Raw genomic sequence first — 16,013 nt, 5'->3', positions numbered from 1 at the left:
ATCTGCGACGCGCTCGATCGCGTCAACATCATCGAGCCTTTCCCGATCCAGGAGATGACGCTCCCCGTCGCACTGATGGGGACCGACCTGATCGGCCAGGCCCGAACCGGTACCGGTAAGACCCTCGGGTTCGGTATCCCGCTGCTGCAGCGCACCATCTCCCCCGGCGAGGCCGACTACGAGGAGCTGGCCGCGCCCGGCAAGCCGCAAGCGCTGGTCGTCACCCCGACCCGCGAGCTCACCATCCAGGTCGCCAAGGACCTCGAGACCGCGTCCACCGTGCGCACCGTGCGGATCCTGACCATCTACGGCGGGGTCGCCTACGAGCCGCAGCTCGACGCCCTCAAGACCGGTGTCGACGTCGTCGTCGGTACGCCGGGCCGGCTGCTGGACCTGGCCAACCGCGGCGTGCTCGACCTCAGCCACATCAAGGTGCTGGTGCTCGACGAGGCCGACGAGATGCTGGACCTCGGCTTCCTGCCCGACGTCGAGCGGATCCTGCGCAAGACGCCCGAGCTGCGCCAGACCATGTTGTTCTCGGCAACCATGCCGTCGGCCGTGATCGGCCTGGCCCGCACCCACATGCGGCACCCGCTGAACATCCGGGCGGAGTCCCACGAGGACACCGAGATGGTGCCGACCACAGCGCAGTTCGTCTACCGCGCGCACGATCTCGACAAGCCCGAGGTGGTGGCCCGGATCCTGCAGGCCGACGACCGCGGCCGGGTGATGATCTTCTGCCGCACCAAGCGGGAGGCGTCCCGGCTCACCGACGACCTGATCGACCGGGGCTTCAAGGCCGCCGCGATCCACGGTGACCTGAACCAGCAGGCCCGCGAGCGGGCGCTGACCCGGTTCCGCGGCGACAAGATCGACGTGCTGATCTGTACCGACGTGGCCGCCCGCGGCATCGACGTCGAGGGTGTCACGCACGTCATCAACAACACCTGCCCCGAGGACGAGAAGGCCTACATCCACCGGATCGGCCGGACCGGCCGCGCAGGTGCGAGCGGCATCGCCGTCACCTTCGTCGACTGGGCGGACCTGGTCCGCTGGAAGACGATCAACAAGGCGCTCGACCTGCCCTACGACGAGCCGCAGGAGATCTACTCGACCTCCCCCGAGCTCTACCACGACCTCGGCATCCCGACCGGCGCGAAGGGCCGGATCAAGCCGGCCCGCGAGCCGGAGGACAAGCCCGCCCGCGACAGGCCGGCCCGGCGTACCCGGTCCGGCGACGGCGAGGCCAAGTCCACTACCGGATCCACTGCCGGGTCCGACGGCGACTCCGGTGAGCGCGGCGAGCGTCCGGCCCGGAAGCGGCCCAACCGCAACCGGCGACGGCTGCGGGCCGGCCAGCCGGTCGAGGGCGGCACCGAGTCGGTTGAGGGCGGCGGGACGGTCGAGGGCGGCGGGATGGTCGAGCAGAAGTCCGACGCCGACGTGACCACCAAGACCGCGGTACCGCCGACGGCCGAGTCGTCGACCGAGGCAGCGGAGGCACCGGCGGAGCGCAAGCCCCGGCAGCGCACCCGTCGCCGCCGCACCGAGGACACCACGGATCAGCAGACGGACGTGTCCGTCAGCCGGCCCGCCGAGGCCCCGGTGGTCGAGAAGTCAGCCGAGCCGACGGCCGCCGTCGAGACGGCGACCGAGGAGAAGGCGCCGGCGAAGCGGCCGGCCCGCAAGCGGACGTCGAGGGCGAAGGCTTCGGAAGAGGCCGCACCGCAGTCCGCGGAGAAGGCTGACGAGAAGACCGCAGCGAAGACCGCTGAGCAGGCCGCGAGCAACGAGCCGCAGCAGGCTCCGAGCGCGGTCATGCCGACGTTCACCGCGCCGGAGTGAACGGCGCGTAGCCGGAGCATCACCGTCCGGGGGTTCCACGGATGGGCGAGACCAGTTCGTCGCCCGTCCGTGCCTGAACGGTGACCGTCGGCCCGCAACACCCACCACCGCCGACCCGTCCTAGCCACGACGACAACCATCGTGGAGGGAAGGGTGTGGCGATGACGACGACACGTATCTCGGCCGCGGCAGCAGGAGTGATCCTGGCCGCGGCCGTTCTGCTGTCCGGCTGCAGCGGTTCCGGCAGCAGCGGCGAATCCAGTACTGCGGCCGACGGCGCGGCGGCCCCTCGGCAGGCCGACTCGGGCGGATCCGAGGGCTCCGCCAACAAGGACGGCAAGGCAGCACCCGCGGCGCAGCCGACGGTCACCCGCGCGATCATCAAGACGGGCTCCCTCAGCGTCGAGGCCGAGGACGTGGACTCGACCCGGCAGAAGGCGATCGGCATCATCACGGGCCTGCGGGGCCAGGTGGCTTCCGAGGACACCGGCAGCAACTCCGAAGGCCGGATCACCCAGGCGAACCTGGTTCTCAAGGTGCCGACCGCGTCGTACGAGACGGCCATCGACAGGTTGTCCCGTCTGGGGACGCGGACCGCGATCCACCAGGAGACGAGCGACGTCACCGAGCAGGTGGTGGACGTCGAAAGCCGCATCGCCTCGCAGCGGGCAAGCCTGGAAAGGATGCGGATTTTGCTGGCGAAGGCGAACACGATCGGCGAGATCGTCTCGGTGGAGACCGAACTGACCCGGCGCGAGGCCGATCTCGAGTCGCTGCTGGCGAAGCAGAAGAACCTGTCGCTGCAGACCGAACTCGCGACGCTGAGCCTGACCGTGGCCGAGAAGGGCAAGACTCCCGTGGTGGAGAAGGAGGATCGTGGCTTCCTGGCGGGTCTGCGCGGCGGGTGGGATGCCTTCACCGCGACGTTCTTCGCGCTGTCGGCCGTGCTCGGCGCCCTGCTGCCCTTCCTGATCGTGCTCGCGCTGATCGGCATCCCACTGTGGAAGTTCCGCGGCCGCCTCCGCCGTACTCCGGCCGCCGTGCCTCCCGACCAGGGGTGAGTCAGCGCGTTTCGAGGAGGGCCGCAGCCAGCGCGCGGTAGGCGTTGGCTCCAGTCGAACGGGGTGCCGTGCTCAGGATGGACTGCCCGATCGCGGGGGCCTCGGCGAACCGGATGGACTTCGGGATCGCCGGGGCGAGCACGGTCAGCGCGTAGGTGTCGGCGATCGTCTCGAGCACCGCCCGCGCGTGGTTGGTGCGCCCGTCGTACAGGGTCGGGAGGACGCCGAGCACCTCCAGTCCGGGGTTGGTCAGGCGCTGGACATCGTGGATGGTGTCCAGCAACTGACCGACGCCGCGGTGCGCGAGAGTCTCGCACTGCAAGGGAATCAGGACCTCCGACGCCGCCGACAACCCGTTCACCGTGAGCAGCCCCAGGGTCGGCGGGCAGTCGATCAGGATCCAGTCGTACTGCGATGTCACCGGCCGCAGGGCGATCCGGACCAGGTGCTCGGGACCACTCTCGGCGGCGAGGTTCACCTCCGCGGTGGACAGGTCGATGGTGGCCGGCACCAGGTCGGGGCCCTCCTCGGACGGCACGATCACGTCCTGCACCTTCACCCCGCCGAGCAGCACGTGGTGGATCGACTTGTCGAGGTCTTCGGGGTCGACGCCAACGGAGAAGGTCAGGCACGCCTGGGGGTCCAGGTCGACCAGCAGCACCCGCTGACCGAGCTCGACCAGGGCAGCGCCGAGCGAGGCAACCGTGGTCGTCTTGGCCACGCCGCCCTTCTGGTTGGCAACCGCAAGTGTGCGAGGCACGAGCACATTGTGCCGCACCGCGGCACCGCGACCCCACCGGGGCGAGCTTTGACTTCAAGTGTCGTTGAAGTTAGAGAGTGGTCGGAGCTGGTGACGGCTCTGGGCGTGCTGGCCGCTATGCGGGCGCGCGGGAGTTGCTGGAACTCACTCGTGGCGCGTACACGGACGGAGTACAGGCTGCTGCTCTGGTCAGTGCGGCGATCCTTGCCGTGCTGGCTGTGACCACCGCAACCCTGCTCCGGAGCCCGAAGCGAGCCGAGGTACCCGTTACCGTGGACTCGTGAGTACGCCGCGCACGTTGACGCTGCCAGACGGGGTCCACCCCGTGACACTCGAGACCGATCGTGGCTCCTTCGCCACCCTGCAGGCCAAGCCGGACATCGGTACGCCGCTGGGCACGGTCCTGCTGGTCCCGGGCTGGACCGGCAGCAAGGAGGACTTCACCCCGCTGGTGGACCACCTCGCGCGGTACGGCTGGATCGCCGTCGCGGTGGACCAGCGGGGCCAGTACGAGACGCCCGGCCCGGCCGACCCCGCGGCGTACACGCTGCCGGAGCTCGCGGCGGACGTGGTGGCGATGAGCAAGGCGCTCGGCGGCTACAGCCAGCTGGTCGGGCACTCGTTCGGCGGACTGGTCGCGCGCGAGGCGGTACTGGCCGACCCGAGCGTGTTCTCCACCATCACGCTGATGTGCTCGGGGCCCGGCGGCTTCAGCGACGAGGCGAAGCGGCAGGGTCTGCAGATGCTTGCCTTCGGGCTGGACAATCTGCCGATCGAGCAGGTGTACGACCTCAAGCTCGAGCACGACAGCAAGGAACCCCGGTACGTCGCACCGGCCCAGGACATCGCCGCCTTCCTGCGCAAGCGGTTCACCGGGAACGTACCGGCCGGCCTGGCCGCGATCACCCGGCGGCTGATGGACGCCGAGGACCGAACCGAACACCTGGCCAAGTCGGGCGTGCGGGCCCAGGTGATGTACGGCGAGACCGACGACGGCTGGCCGATCCCGATCCAGGACAAGATGGCGGACATCCTCGGCGTCAACGCCCAGATGGTCGCCGACGCGGGCCACTCCCCCGCGATCGACCAGCCCGCCGCGACCGCCCGGATGCTGGTCGACTTCTTCCACGACCGCTGAGCTTGCGTCCGAAGAACCGAGCGCTGTAGCCCTCAGTTCTTCGGACGTTCGGGCAGTCAGCGAAGGGGGGTGACGGCCGGGTTGAGGGCGAGCTTGTCCAGGCCGATCGGGGCGAGGGCGGCGCGGGTCTTCTCGTCGAACACCAGCAGGCTCACGTGGACCTTGTCGCCGCCTTCCAGGCCGGGGCCGGAGGAGCCGGTGATGCCGAGCTTCTGTTGGTGCAGCGGCGAGAGCGCGTTCTGGATGTTCTCGATGTCCTCCTGGCTGAACGTCGCCCGGACCACGCAGAGGTTGCCCTGGTAGACCTTCTCGAATTCCCGGCGGAAGGTGCCCAGGTCGCCGTGCGCGACGCCGATCCTGACCACCATCGGCTTCGTCCGGCTGGCTCCCTCCGGATACAGCATTGCCGGATTGTCGATCTGGTCGGCCCGGGCCGCGAGCCACTGGCTCACCTCCGGGCGGTCGATGTTGCTAGCGATCAACGGCCAGCCGCCGGACGGCGTCGGACACGGCACCGCGTCCTTGCGCGGACTCGGCGTCGCCGTCACCACCGTCGGGGCGGTCTGCTCCTGCACGGTCACGGTCCGGTCCTGCCAAATGCCGACCAGCCGGGCCTGCCCGCTCCGCACTCCCTTGATCGTCGACGTGTCGGCGAGCCGGTCGAGGTCGACACCGATCAGCTTGACCGAGATGTCGGCCGAGCAGGTCGGCGCCGGTTCCTTGCCCGATGGATAGCCGATCGCGACTTCCGCGTGCGGGGCGCAGTAGATCGGCGACTTCCCCGGCGCCGCGATCACCTCACCGGACATCTCCACCCGGTCGCCGTTGCGGACCAGCACTGTGTCCGGGTCACTGCCGTTGCCTTGGGCAACTGCCGGCTTCTCGGTGGACGGCGCCACCGAGGGTTCGCTGCCGCCCGGCAGCACGGTCAGCGCCGCCGTGGCGATCGCGGCGACACTCGCGGCCGCCAGTGCCGGTACCCACCGGCGGGGTCTTTTGTGGTGCAGCATCCGGTCGAGATCCGGCTCAGGCGCGGACGGCTGGTCCGCGCGCCACTGCGCGCCGGCCTTCGCCAGCAGGTCGTCGACCTTGTCGGTCGGGTTCATTCGCTGACCTCCAGCAAGGAGCGCAGGCGGGCCCGCGCATCGGAAAGAGTTGACTTGACGGTGCCCTCGGAGCAGCCCATCACTGCGGCGGTGTCCGCGATCGACAGATCGGCGAAGTAGTAGCAGTCCACCGCGAGCCGCTGCCGCGCCGACAACGCCGTGAGCGCCTGATCCACGTCCACCCGTGCCTCGACGTCGGGCCGGGCCTCGGCGGCGTCGTGGTCCTCCAGCTCGGCGACCGGCCGCAACCGCCTGGTCGCCTTCCGGGCCTGGTCCGCGGTGATCGCCAGCAACCACGCGGACGCCGTACCGCGTTCGCCGTCGTACTGGTGGCGTTTCATCCAGGCGCGCGCGAGGGACTCCTGCACGACATCGTCCCGGTCGACCCCGACCGCGAGCCGCGCCGCCAGCCGGGCCATCGCCGGCACGTGCGGTCGCACCCACTCCACGAACCCCGCCCCGTCACCAGGCAGCGCCGTCGCAGGCATCGGCCCCCCGATCATCGTCGACATACCTTGTCTACCCTCCGAACCCCCATCCGGTTGGCCCCTTCCCACAACTCAACGACCCAACCCCCACCAGCCCCACAATCCGATCACAATCCCCACTTATCCACAGATCCCAATTCCCACCCCACAGCCCCCAATCCCTTGACTACGGTCAAAGAACCCAACGCCCCAGGGGGACCGCATGCCACCGCCCGGCCAAGAGCAGCTGCCCGCCCCCTCCGAGCTACTTGCCCGCTTCTCGACCGGGCCTGCGCCGGTCCACTGGGGTGAGCGGCTGCCCTCCGCCGCTGAGATCACCCAGCTGTACGGCGCCAAAGCCACCGCAAGGAGTCTGCGACTGCTCGAGCGGACGATCAGCACTGAGCCAAGGATCACTGCCCAGTTCCTGGCAGCGATGCCGCCAAGCGCCTCCGCCTACCGGCTGGAACGCAGGATCAAGTCGCCAGAGTCGCTGGCTCGCAAGTTTCATGACATGCAACGGTCGAAGCAGCGGCATCCACCGGACGATCTGCTGCGGTACACCGCTCTCACCGAGGTCTCCGACACTCTCGTCGACGCTACCCGCGAAACCTGCGAAGAGTTGAGTCAAGCCGGCTGGCAGATCCGGTATGCCAAGCAGTCCTACACCGAAGGATCGCGCTACAAGGGAATCCACGGCTACTTCGTGACACCGTCCGACGATCGGGTCGAGGTGCAGTTCCACTCCGTCGCGTCGATGCAGGTCAAGGAAGCCACCACACCGTGGTACGAGATCGAGCGCGAGGCCCGGTCGTCTCCTGAGGAGAGGACGGCAGCACGGCGGGAATGTGTCCGGCTCTCGGCCACCTTGCAGAAGCCTCACGGCATCGACACCCTCACGCAACTGGGCGGCCTGCGGGTCGCCGTGAGCAACTACAGTGACCACCGCGAGCCAGCGAACGCTCCGGCCGGCGCCCGGAGCTCAGACAGTCGGGGCGCGCCGCAGGCACTGACGCCCACGAAAAGCGACGGGATCGGCCGATGAAGCTCTATCTGGTCAAGGAAGACGAGCAGGTTGTCTGGGTGGCGGCGCTGGCCCACGAGACGATGTACGGGTATGTGCCCAACACCGGCATGTTCCACGACAACAACGCCTTGCGCAACGACTTCTACCTGGAACGCCACTTCACGTACCAGGAGATCGGCAGCGCCGAAGCACGCAGACTGATCGCTGACGGCGTCGACGCCTTCGACGAGACCGAGGACGACGAAGCCCTGTCCGAGTGGCGCGCCGACGAGAAGGCCCTCGACCCCACTGAGGTTCTGTCCATGACAGCCGGGTTCAATCCCTGACATCACCTCGACGAGGGCGCATACTCGCTTGACAGCCCCACGATGCCTGGCGTTTCCCCTTGTGGATAAGGAGATCCGAACGCTTCGCGGTTTGCACTCCAGCCAGCAGTCACATTGCAATCGAACGCATGTTCGACTGCGATCTCAGTGAGCTCAGTGCGGCCGAGACGCTCGCCTTGGCCGCCCGGTTGCACGCGATGAAGCTCGAGATCGAGGTCGATCTGCTGCGGCATGCGCAGCGCTTCGCCGATCTGCATCCCGACCCGGCGATGATCTCAGGTCGCGAGACCGTTCCTGGTGGCGAACGTGGCCTTGTGTACGGCGGGCCGGGGTGTCCGGGGGTGGCGGAGTTCGCGCCGGCTGAGTTCGGGGCGGTGATCGGTCGGTCGAAGGGGTCTGCGGCGGCCTTGATGGGTCAAGCGCTGGCGTTGCGGCATCGGCTGCCGCGGATTTGGGCCCTGGTCGAGTCCCAGCACGCGACAGCTTGGAAGGCCTGCACCATCGCCCGGCCTGTCTTCACCTGTCGGTGGAGGCTGCCGCGATCGTAGACCGGAAGGTGGCCGGGATCGTCGACTCGATCCCGCCGCTGCGACTGGCCAACATCGTCAGGGCCGCGCTGTGGCAGGCCGACCCCGAAGCCGCCCGCGCGGCCGCGGAGACGAAGGCCGAGGAACGGGGTGTGTGGGCCGGCCGCACCGATGAACACGGCACCACCACCTTGTTCGTGAAGGCCGCCACCGGTGACGTGATCCATTTCAACGCCACCATCCGCCAGATCGCCGACGCCCTCGCCGAACTCGGCGACACCGACACCCTGGACCTGCGCCGCGCGAAGGCGATCGGCATCATCGCCGACCGCGAACTGGCCCGGGAACTCCTCGCCGTCGCTCAACACCTCACCAACACCGGGAGCAGGAAGTCGAGCACCAGTTGACGGCCGTCGCGCGGGAGCAGAACCGCCGCGAGGGTGTCCCGCTCGACCTGTGGAGGGGGCTGCGATGAAGTCCTTAGAGAGCGTGCACGCCGGGGTGCCCTGACCGCGTACGTCGAGGTCGCGACAGAACCCCACGAGATGTGCACCAAGGGGCCGGCGGCGGTGCTGCGCCGTGAGCCCCAGCATGGCGGGGACGGCCTGCGGCAGAAGGAGATCGGCATCCTCGGCTGCGAGCAGGAACCTCGCACAAGCGGAGCCCCTCGGGGTTGGGCCTGGGGGCTCCGCACCCACCAGCAAACAGGAAGGACCGTTGACATGAGCAAGGAAGTCCAGGCCGAGCACGCCTTGGCACTCAGTCGGGATGCCGGGCCGACCGCGCAGCGTTGCGTCATGCTGTGGTTCCGCACCGGGTCCGACTCGGTCGTCGACAACGCGTTCCGGGTCCTGGACGCCTGATCGTTGCTGAATAGCAAGAGGAGGACTCATGGGTGGAGAGATGCGTCTACTGCATGCGACGGTCTCGCCTCACTGATCACGACAGTCGATCGCAAGCTGTTGCGAGGTCGCGGCGCGCCACATGTGAGTGGGCGAGGCTCAGCCACTAGACATGCTCACATGACCGAGCCAACCAACCCGCGCGAACTCCTCGACCAAAAGCTAGCGCCGTACCTGCCCTACATCGGCTCGATCGCGGTCGAGGCCGCACGCATCGAATGGGGACTGTGGCAACTCGCGGCGATGCTGACGAAGCAGCCGATGAAGACCATCCTGCGCTGGAAATCCGAGAAGCACGTAGCCGAGATCAAGAAGGCTCTGCAGGCGGCGAACGTCAAGGGCACGGACCGAGAACCCTCGGCCGACGCGATCACGACCTGGGCGACGACCGCGCAGGAACTGCTCAAGAGGCGCGGCGACCTCATGCACTCATGGTGGATCCTCGGTGACACCCCCACGCCAGACGATCTCGTCCGCACCGGACAACTCACCGAGGAGCAGGCACAGAAGGCCGACCCCACCGACTACGTGAACGTCTACTCGTACCGGCTGCGCTCGCACGGGGACGATCCGGTGAGCCAGCACCGTCAGACGATCAAGCGCACGGCGACGGATATGGCCGATTTCGCGCGTTCCCTACGGGATCACGTGGACAACCATCAGCGGACGTGGATCGCAGCCGGCGTCGTGCTCGGACTCTGGCCTGCACCGGACAAGTGATGGGCGGCTCGGCAAGGCGACCTGCGGGCAGCCCCCTCTCGCTGCGAACCCGTGCAGTGGCGGATTGGTTCGTCAATCGACCTGCCGCCGGGGCTCCGGTCGTTACAGAGCGTGTATCCTCTGCGCGGAGGGGATGAGCGCGGATACGCGAGCGTAACGACTGCGGCGTTTGCGGGGTGGACCTACGCTCGCTGCATGCCGCGTGGCCCCATGAGGGGCAGCCACGTAACGCGCACCAGGGGGATCGTCGAGGGGCGATCGCGCACGGGAGGGGAAGTCTTGAGTCAGGAGTATCCGGCGCAGCTGGCCAAAGGCCAGTGGGCAGCCGCAACAGGGGGGAAGGGGATCAAAACATGATCCGACGCTTGACCGCATTGACCGCAACAATCGGCTTGGCCGTCGCCGGCCTGACGGCCATCGCGGCACCGACCGCCACGGCCGCCGGCACGTGCTCGGCGTACATCCCGAGCCGTGTAAGCATCGGCCAGCCGTATCGGGGCATCACCATCCGGGCCGGTTCCAACTGCCAATCGGCGCAGATGGACTGGGCCGCGTGGGAGGCCTACCACCCCACGCAGGGCTATCAAACGTCGGTGCTATTCGACTACCCGTCGTTCAGCGACACGTGGGACCTGTACTCGTGGGACGCGCCGCTCGGCCGGTGGCAGTGGCGGCCCGCAGGTGCTTACGATGCCAACTCCAACGAGATCTACCAGTACGGCCCGTACTACACCGACGTGCGTCTGTCGTCGTACGGCAGGGTGACAGCCACCCGCAGCGGATCGCGGGTGGTCGTCCGCACCGCCGCCGCCCGATACTGGGGGGCCGGTGAGAAGTTCGTGGGCTGGGCCTACGCGCGCGGCCAAATCCAGTACCGCACGCCCGGAACGAGCACCTGGCGCGGCCTCAAGGACGTCTACTCCAACTCGTCTGGCACCTACAGCTACACCTACCCGACCAGCGCCGCCCGGTACTACCGCGTGGTGTTGTACGACGCGGCGAACAAGACGATTTGGGGGTCCACCAGCCCTCAGGTCTACAGGTGACGTTCTAGCGCACACCCGAGACGTCAGAATCCCGACCTAAACGCTCGCGCAACCAGGGACGCCCCCCAAGCATCTGCGCTGGGGGCGTCCCTCAGTTGGTTGTCGGGTCAGGTGGCGTCGGGACTCCAGCCCGGTCCGGCAACCGGTGTCGCGCCCCGGTATGCCGCCGGTGCGCTGGAGCAGCCCGACGTGGAGGCGCCAGGCTGACGGGTTGCCTCGCCAAGCAGGTGTCCAGAACTGGATACCTGAGTCCCGTTACTAGCGCAGCACCACCAACCTCACCCCGCTGCGGCGCTACAGCCACCGGGTGAAGACCCACGGCGGCTGGAGGGTTCGCCGCTTGGCCGACGGCGCTCTGGAATGGACCACCAAGTACGGCTTCAAGTTCCGCGTCGACCACACCGGAACTCACCCCCTCCCGGACCAACGATGAGGTTCTCGCCAAAGTCGCCGGCTTCAATCCGTGACGGGGGTCGGGGTCGCGTAGATGCGGGCAATGACCGATTCGATGGTGGGTTCGGCGATGGTCAGGTCCTGGAGGGGGTAGTTGGCGGCTATCTGGGCTACCAATGGGGCTGCGCTCGTGGTGGTGGGGAAGGTGAGGTACTGGCGGGGGCCGTCGACCTTGGTGACGGTGGCTCCGTCGATGGTGATGGGTGGGAGGGAGGCGGCGAGGTCGACGACGAGGGTTCGGGGGGCCGACTGGCTGGAGCGGAGGCCGGTGAGGGTGCCGTCGTAGACCTTGTGGCCATGGTCGATCACCATCACCCGGGAGCAGAGTGCCTCGATGTCGTCCAGGTCGTGGGTGGTCAGGATGATCGTGGTCTGCCGGTCCTTGTTGACCTGGGCAAGGAACTCCCGCAGCCGGGCCTTGCTGATGATGTCGAGGCCGATCGTCGGCTCGTCCAGGTAGACGATCTCCGGGTCGTGCAGCAGCGCCGCCGCGATGTCACCGCGCATCCGCTGGCCGAGCGACAACTGCCGCACCGGTACGTCGAGCAGCTCCCCGAGGCCCAGCAGTTCCACGAAGGTGGCGAGGTTCTCGGCATGCCGTGCCCGCGGTACGCCGTACATCTTCTGCAGGACGGCGAAGGAGTCCTTCAGCGGCAGGTCCCACCACAGGGTGGTGCGCTGGCCGAAGACGACGCCGATCCGCTTGGCCAGCTTCAGCCGGTTCCGCGACGGGTCGACGCCGGCCACCCGGATCGAGCCGCCGGACGGGACCAGGATGCCGGTGAGCATCTTGATCGTGGTGGACTTGCCCGCGCCGTTCGGGCCGATGTAGCCGACCACCTCGCCGCGGCCGACGGTGAAGGACAGGTTGTCGACGGCGCGCACCTCCCGCTTGGTACGCCGCAAGCCGGTGCGGCTCGTCACGGTGAAGGCGCGGGACACGTTCTCCAGTTCGATGACGCCCATCTGCTCAACTCCCTGTACTGCGGTAACGACGGAGACCGCCCCGCCAGGCCAGCGACGCCAGCGCGATCATCGCGACGGCGACCACCGGAGCCAGCAGGCCGATCCAGGACGGCAGCCCCAGTGGGGCGGGCTTGCCCAGCACGAAGAGCACCGGGTAGTAGTTCACGAAGGCCAGCGGAACGACGAAGGTGACGGCGCGGACGATCTCCTTGCCGAAGATGGACAGCGGGTACTGCGTGAGCTGCTGCCCGCCGTAGGTGAACGAGTTGGCCAGCTCGGCCGAGTCGATCGAGATGAACTGGAAGGCGGCGCCGAGTACGAAGATCGCGCCGAAGATGATCGAACCGGTCAGCATCGACACCACCAGGACGATGCCCTTGGCAACGGTCCAGTCCAGCTCGATGTGGCCCAGGGCGATCACCAGCACGAGCCCGGCCTGGAACGGACGACCCAGCCGGCGCAGCGCGAAGTTGTCCGCGACCGCCTGGATGAAGGCCGGCACCGGGCGGATCAGCCAGACGTCCAGCTCGCCGGTCCGGATCCGCTGCCCGATCCGCTCGATCGACCCGGTGGCCAGGTCCGCGAGCCCCAGCGTCATCGATGCGGTGCCGTAGAGCAGGCCCATCTCCCCCAGGCTGAAACCGCCGAACGACTCGATGTGGCTGAACATCAGCACCACCGCGACGAAGTCGGTCCCGGTGATCAGCATCGTGCTCACCAGCGTCAGCGCGAACGACGCCGGGTAGGCCAGCGACGACCGGATCCACATCATCACCAGCATCCGGTACTGCCCGGGCCAGGCGATTGCCCTGCGCAACGAAGTGGACTCAGCCACCCTGGATCACCACCTTCCGGGTCGCGAGCACGGTGGCCATCCGTCCGGCCAGGCCGAGGACGACGATCCAGACCAGCTGGAACGCCAGCGCCCATCCCACCCCGCGCGGGTTCCGCCCGAGCCAGACGTCGATCGGCACCTGCAGGGTCGCCGCCCAGGGAGTCGCCCGGGCGACCCCGCCGACCCACCCCGGGAACACCACCAGCGGCAGGATCGCGCCGGAGAAGAACAGCGACAGCACCAGCGCCATGCTCTCCACCCCGCGCGAATCGGTGATCCAGAACCCTGACAGCGCCACGAGGTACCGGATGCCGAAGCTGACCAGAATGCCGAGCGCCACAGAGACGGCCACCGCCAGCCACTGCGTGGGCGAGGACGGGAAGTTCAGGTCGAACGCCAGCGCGCCGACGATCAGCGGAGCACCGCCGCGCGCGAGCAACTGGAAGACGGCCCGGCCGGCGTCCACCGACAACCACCAGAGCATCAGGTGGGTCGGCCGGTAGAGATCGACCGCGATCTCCCCGGTGCGGACGCGTTCGCCCAGCTCGACGGTCGTGGTCGCGCCGAAGATGCCGACCGGCGCGAGCAACCCCTGCTGCAGCCAGACGAAGGTGAGCGCGTCGGACACGTCGTACCCGCCGAGGCCGGGCCTGGTGTGCCACAGCGTCAGGTAGACGCCGCAGAAGATGAAGCCGAACACCGTGTTGGTGAACGCGCCGGACAAGGTGGCGATCCGGTACGTCGAGAACCGGCGGAACGAACGCACCGCGATCGCCCAGTACACCCCCACCGCTACCTCCTTCGCGCACTCGAGGTGGTGTCCGAAGGTAGCCGTGCCGGTCGTGGCGCACGCAGAACTACCCCGGATCCGTCAGGACCCGGGGGTTCGGACACCACTGTGGCGGCACGACGAACGTGCCGTTGTCAAGGGAAGGAGACGGACAGTACGCCGGTCCGCGGCCGGGCGTCAACCGCAATACCGCCCGGCCGCCACGCAACGGCAGAGCTCAGCTGATCTCGGCCTCGAGGACCCGGGCGAGCAAGGTGGCGAACCGGACCGGGTGGCTCGCGTAGCCGCCGTGGCCGCCGGGGAAGCTGACCACCGGCCAGCCCAGGTAGTCGGCGATCACGCTGATCGGCTGCGCCGGCAGGTGCGCCGCGGCGTCCACCCCGGCGGCCGGCACGATCTTGTGCGCGACCCGCTCCAGCGCGAGCAGCTCCGGCTGGTACCGGGTGAACGGCAACAGTTTGTGCGTGAAGTAGACCCCCGCGTTCGCGTCCATCCGCGCCATCACCTCGCGGAACTCCGGCCGCAGGTCCTCCGGCGCCGGCAGGTCGTCCTCGTCCAGCCCGGTGCCGATCTCGTACAACCGCTGCGCCGTCTCCACCCCGTCCGCGGCGCAGGTCGCGTGCACGTCCTCGTAGAACGCGCGGGGCGTCTCCGCGTCCGGCAGCACCTCCACACATGGCGGCTCGTGCGCGACGAGCATCCGCACCCGGTCGGGATGCCGGGTGATGAGCTCCAGCCCAGCGATCGCCCCGGTCCCGCTGCCGAACACGTACGCCGGCTCGTCCCCCGCCACCTCGTCGAGCAGAGTCAGCGCGTCCTCCGCGGCACGATCCACCCGCTCGTCGACGGGCGCACCGTCGTACGGGCTCCGCGAGTTGCCGCGGGGATCGTACGAGACCACGGTGTACTCCGCGGCGAGCTGGCCGACGATCCCGTCGAACACTCCGCAGTCGGCATACCCGCCGGCGATCAGCAGCAGCACAGGACCGGATCCGGTCACCTCGTAGTGCAGCGTCGCGCCCGGCACGGCCAGTTTGTTCACGGTCTTCGCGGTCATCGGTCACCCCTGGTCCTCAAACGTCGTTCGGTGACCTCAGCTTCGTCGCCCCCGCTGGTACGCCGCGCACATACCGCTGGTACGCCCGGTCAGCCGGCCTCGGCGACGTCGGGGTTGGTGACCGCCTCGGGGTCTTCGAGGGCCGCCCAGGGGTCGCGGGGCGGTGCGACCCGGCGGCCTTGCGGGCAGATCCGGGCGAAGTCGCACCAGCCGCACAGCGCGGACGGCTCCGGCGGGAAGACCTCGTCGGCCTCAGCCGGGCTGAGCCCCTCGTGCCAGCGGGCCTCGGCGGCGGCCGCGTCGTCCGCGATCGACTCGGCCCGGCGCTGGTGCCGCGCCAGGGAGGCGTCGTCGTGGTCGGCGGCGGCGATGGTGTTGGTGGGCAGGTGGTGCAGCTCGACCCGGGTGCACGGCCGGTGCAGCACCCGGCGGGCGCCGAGCACGTAGAGCGCCATCGCGAGCGACGACCTGGCGTCCGTGCTGGTCAGCGGTCGTCGCCCGGTCTTGTAGTCGACGATCGCCAGCTCGGTCCCGCCGTTGCCGTCCCGGGCCGGGCGCTCGTCGATACGGTCCACCCGGCCACGCAGACTGGCCCGTTCGGTGGTGAACGCGACCGTGCGCTCCACCCCGCGCGGTTCGAAGTACGGGTCGATCTGGTGCAGGTAGGTGCTCAGCATCTCGACCGAACGCTCCCGCCAGTCGAGCGACTGCCGCTCGTCGCGGAATCCCTCGTGCCGCCAGCTGGTGCGCAGCTTGCCGACCGCCTCGACCGTCGTACGCCGGGACGCGGGCCAGCGCCAGAACTCGGCCAGCGACTCGTGCAGCACGGCGCCGACCGTGTTGTGCGCCCACGGCGGGCCTTTAGGCGGCCGCGGGGTCTCCAGATAGGTGTAGCGGTACTTGCGCTTGCAGTCGGCGAAGTTCAGCAGCTTCGTCGGCGTCGCGACGAACAACCTCGTCGGCATCCCGGGCAGCATGTCGTTCATC

20 protein-coding genes are annotated in these 16,013 nt (G+C 68.7%); 12 read left to right on the top strand and 8 right to left on the bottom strand.

Features of this window, described 5'->3' with window-relative positions; genetic code table 11:
* The first annotated feature begins 54 nt into the window (after positions 1-54).
* A complete protein-coding gene (locus EV644_RS33600; RefSeq protein WP_241999132.1) occupies positions 55-1,845 on the top strand; it encodes a DEAD/DEAH box helicase in 1,791 nt (596 codons plus the stop codon).
* Positions 1,846-2,006: 161 nt separating this feature from the next.
* Positions 2,007-2,906: a DUF4349 domain-containing protein gene (locus EV644_RS33595; protein ID WP_132193599.1), complete on the top strand. Its 900-nt coding sequence runs from the start codon at positions 2,007-2,009 to the stop codon at positions 2,904-2,906.
* Between the two features lies 1 nt (position 2,907).
* Here EV644_RS33595 and EV644_RS33590 read toward each other — a convergent pair whose 3' ends face one another.
* Positions 2,908-3,666 carry a ParA family protein gene (locus tag EV644_RS33590; RefSeq protein ID WP_132193597.1) on the bottom strand — a complete coding sequence of 253 codons (759 nt, stop codon included), beginning with the start codon at positions 3,664-3,666 and terminating at the stop codon, positions 2,908-2,910.
* 77 nt (positions 3,667-3,743) lie between these two features.
* Here EV644_RS33590 and EV644_RS33585 point away from each other — a divergent pair, with 77 nt between their 5' ends.
* Together EV644_RS33585 and EV644_RS33580 are read left to right on the top strand one after the other, a co-directional pair.
* Positions 3,744-3,950, top strand: coding sequence for a hypothetical protein (locus tag EV644_RS33585; RefSeq protein ID WP_132193595.1), 207 nt, complete (start codon positions 3,744-3,746; stop codon positions 3,948-3,950).
* Complete coding sequence (locus EV644_RS33580; RefSeq protein ID WP_132193593.1) at positions 3,947-4,804, top strand: alpha/beta fold hydrolase; 858 nt, start codon at positions 3,947-3,949, stop codon at positions 4,802-4,804. The genes EV644_RS33585 and EV644_RS33580 overlap by 4 nt, the downstream gene beginning before the upstream one ends.
* A gap of 56 nt (positions 4,805-4,860) precedes the next feature.
* Here EV644_RS33580 and EV644_RS33575 read toward each other — a convergent pair whose 3' ends face one another.
* Positions 4,861-5,910: a hypothetical protein gene (locus EV644_RS33575; RefSeq protein WP_132193591.1), complete on the bottom strand. Its 1,050-nt coding sequence runs from the start codon at positions 5,908-5,910 to the stop codon at positions 4,861-4,863.
* Positions 5,907-6,413, bottom strand: coding sequence for an RNA polymerase sigma factor (locus EV644_RS33570; RefSeq protein WP_241999131.1), 507 nt, complete (start codon positions 6,411-6,413; stop codon positions 5,907-5,909). Before EV644_RS33570 ends, EV644_RS33575 begins: the two co-directional genes overlap by 4 nt.
* Before the next feature lie 187 nt (positions 6,414-6,600).
* Here EV644_RS33570 and EV644_RS33565 point away from each other — a divergent pair, with 187 nt between their 5' ends.
* The 8 genes from EV644_RS33565 to EV644_RS47300 all read left to right on the top strand — a co-directional run bounded on the left by EV644_RS33565 (position 6,601) and on the right by EV644_RS47300 (position 11,358).
* Positions 6,601-7,422, top strand: coding sequence for a hypothetical protein (locus tag EV644_RS33565; protein ID WP_132193587.1), 822 nt, complete (start codon positions 6,601-6,603; stop codon positions 7,420-7,422).
* Positions 7,419-7,730, top strand: coding sequence for a hypothetical protein (locus EV644_RS33560; protein ID WP_132193585.1), 312 nt, complete (start codon positions 7,419-7,421; stop codon positions 7,728-7,730). Before EV644_RS33565 ends, EV644_RS33560 begins: the two co-directional genes overlap by 4 nt.
* 128 nt (positions 7,731-7,858) lie before the next feature.
* Positions 7,859-8,278, top strand: coding sequence for a hypothetical protein (locus EV644_RS33555; protein WP_132193583.1), 420 nt, complete (start codon positions 7,859-7,861; stop codon positions 8,276-8,278).
* Between the two features lie 8 nt (positions 8,279-8,286).
* Positions 8,287-8,664 (top strand): hypothetical protein, encoded by a 378-nt coding sequence (locus tag EV644_RS33550; RefSeq protein WP_132193581.1) that lies wholly within the window; start codon positions 8,287-8,289, stop codon positions 8,662-8,664.
* A gap of 315 nt (positions 8,665-8,979) precedes the next feature.
* On the top strand, positions 8,980-9,120 hold the full coding sequence (locus EV644_RS44815) for a hypothetical protein (RefSeq protein ID WP_158292991.1): 141 nt from the start codon (positions 8,980-8,982) through the stop codon (positions 9,118-9,120).
* Positions 9,121-9,279: 159 nt separating this feature from the next.
* Entirely contained in the window at positions 9,280-9,879 is a 600-nt protein-coding gene (locus EV644_RS33545) for a hypothetical protein (RefSeq protein WP_132193579.1), read from the top strand.
* Between the two features lie 353 nt (positions 9,880-10,232).
* Positions 10,233-10,925 carry a hypothetical protein gene (locus tag EV644_RS33540; RefSeq protein ID WP_132333421.1) on the top strand — a complete coding sequence of 231 codons (693 nt, stop codon included), beginning with the start codon at positions 10,233-10,235 and terminating at the stop codon, positions 10,923-10,925.
* Positions 10,926-11,232: 307 nt separating this feature from the next.
* The gene (locus tag EV644_RS47300) at positions 11,233-11,358 is read left to right on the top strand and encodes a hypothetical protein (RefSeq protein ID WP_255511383.1); all 126 of its coding nucleotides are present in this window, start codon (positions 11,233-11,235) and stop codon (positions 11,356-11,358) included.
* Positions 11,359-11,381: 23 nt separating this feature from the next.
* Here EV644_RS47300 and EV644_RS33535 read toward each other — a convergent pair whose 3' ends face one another.
* From EV644_RS33535 to EV644_RS33515, 5 genes are all read right to left on the bottom strand, one after another.
* On the bottom strand, positions 11,382-12,344 hold the full coding sequence (locus tag EV644_RS33535; protein ID WP_132193575.1) for an ABC transporter ATP-binding protein: 963 nt from the start codon (positions 12,342-12,344) through the stop codon (positions 11,382-11,384).
* A 4-nt stretch (positions 12,345-12,348) separates the two neighbouring features.
* Positions 12,349-13,179 carry an ABC transporter permease gene (locus EV644_RS33530; protein ID WP_241999128.1) on the bottom strand — a complete coding sequence of 277 codons (831 nt, stop codon included), beginning with the start codon at positions 13,177-13,179 and terminating at the stop codon, positions 12,349-12,351.
* Positions 13,172-13,969, bottom strand: a complete 798-nt coding sequence (locus EV644_RS33525) for an ABC transporter permease (RefSeq protein ID WP_132193573.1) — start codon at positions 13,967-13,969, stop codon at positions 13,172-13,174. The genes EV644_RS33530 and EV644_RS33525 overlap by 8 nt, the downstream gene beginning before the upstream one ends.
* A 217-nt stretch (positions 13,970-14,186) precedes the next feature.
* Positions 14,187-15,026, bottom strand: a complete 840-nt coding sequence (locus EV644_RS33520; RefSeq protein WP_132193571.1) for an alpha/beta fold hydrolase — start codon at positions 15,024-15,026, stop codon at positions 14,187-14,189.
* 89 nt (positions 15,027-15,115) lie between these two features.
* Entirely contained in the window at positions 15,116-16,012 is an 897-nt protein-coding gene (locus EV644_RS33515) for a RecB family exonuclease (protein WP_132193569.1), read from the bottom strand.
* Position 16,013 lies beyond the last annotated feature (1 nt).

Origin of the sequence: Kribbella orskensis (assembly GCF_004342085.1) — a bacterium.
In the GTDB taxonomy this organism is placed as follows: domain Bacteria; phylum Actinomycetota; class Actinomycetes; order Propionibacteriales; family Kribbellaceae; genus Kribbella; species Kribbella orskensis.
Note: the sequence above shows the minus strand (reverse complement) of the source record. Positions and strands in the feature narration are given on the sequence as shown.

What these genes read in the sequence shown, in the direction of transcription:
- EV644_RS33600 (WP_241999132.1), top strand. Translation starts at nt 55, where the DNA reads ATGACGCTCCCCGTCGCACTGATGGGGACCGACCTGATCGGCCAGGCC.
- EV644_RS33595 (WP_132193599.1), top strand. Translation starts at nt 2,007, where the DNA reads ATGACGACGACACGTATCTCGGCCGCGGCAGCAGGAGTGATCCTGGCC.
- EV644_RS33575 (WP_132193591.1), bottom strand. Translation starts at nt 5,910, where the DNA reads ATGAACCCGACCGACAAGGTCGACGACCTGCTGGCGAAGGCCGGCGCG.
- EV644_RS33570 (WP_241999131.1), bottom strand. Translation starts at nt 6,413, where the DNA reads ATGATCGGGGGGCCGATGCCTGCGACGGCGCTGCCTGGTGACGGGGCG.
- EV644_RS33565 (WP_132193587.1), top strand. Translation starts at nt 6,601, where the DNA reads ATGCCACCGCCCGGCCAAGAGCAGCTGCCCGCCCCCTCCGAGCTACTT.
- EV644_RS33560 (WP_132193585.1), top strand. Translation starts at nt 7,419, where the DNA reads ATGAAGCTCTATCTGGTCAAGGAAGACGAGCAGGTTGTCTGGGTGGCG.
- EV644_RS33555 (WP_132193583.1), top strand. Translation starts at nt 7,859, where the DNA reads ATGTTCGACTGCGATCTCAGTGAGCTCAGTGCGGCCGAGACGCTCGCC.
- EV644_RS44815 (WP_158292991.1), top strand. Translation starts at nt 8,980, where the DNA reads ATGAGCAAGGAAGTCCAGGCCGAGCACGCCTTGGCACTCAGTCGGGAT.
- EV644_RS33545 (WP_132193579.1), top strand. Translation starts at nt 9,280, where the DNA reads ATGACCGAGCCAACCAACCCGCGCGAACTCCTCGACCAAAAGCTAGCG.
- EV644_RS33540 (WP_132333421.1), top strand. Translation starts at nt 10,233, where the DNA reads ATGATCCGACGCTTGACCGCATTGACCGCAACAATCGGCTTGGCCGTC.
- EV644_RS33535 (WP_132193575.1), bottom strand. Translation starts at nt 12,344, where the DNA reads ATGGGCGTCATCGAACTGGAGAACGTGTCCCGCGCCTTCACCGTGACG.
- EV644_RS33520 (WP_132193571.1), bottom strand. Translation starts at nt 15,026, where the DNA reads ATGACCGCGAAGACCGTGAACAAACTGGCCGTGCCGGGCGCGACGCTG.
- EV644_RS33515 (WP_132193569.1), bottom strand. Translation starts at nt 16,012, where the DNA reads ATGAACGACATGCTGCCCGGGATGCCGACGAGGTTGTTCGTCGCGACG.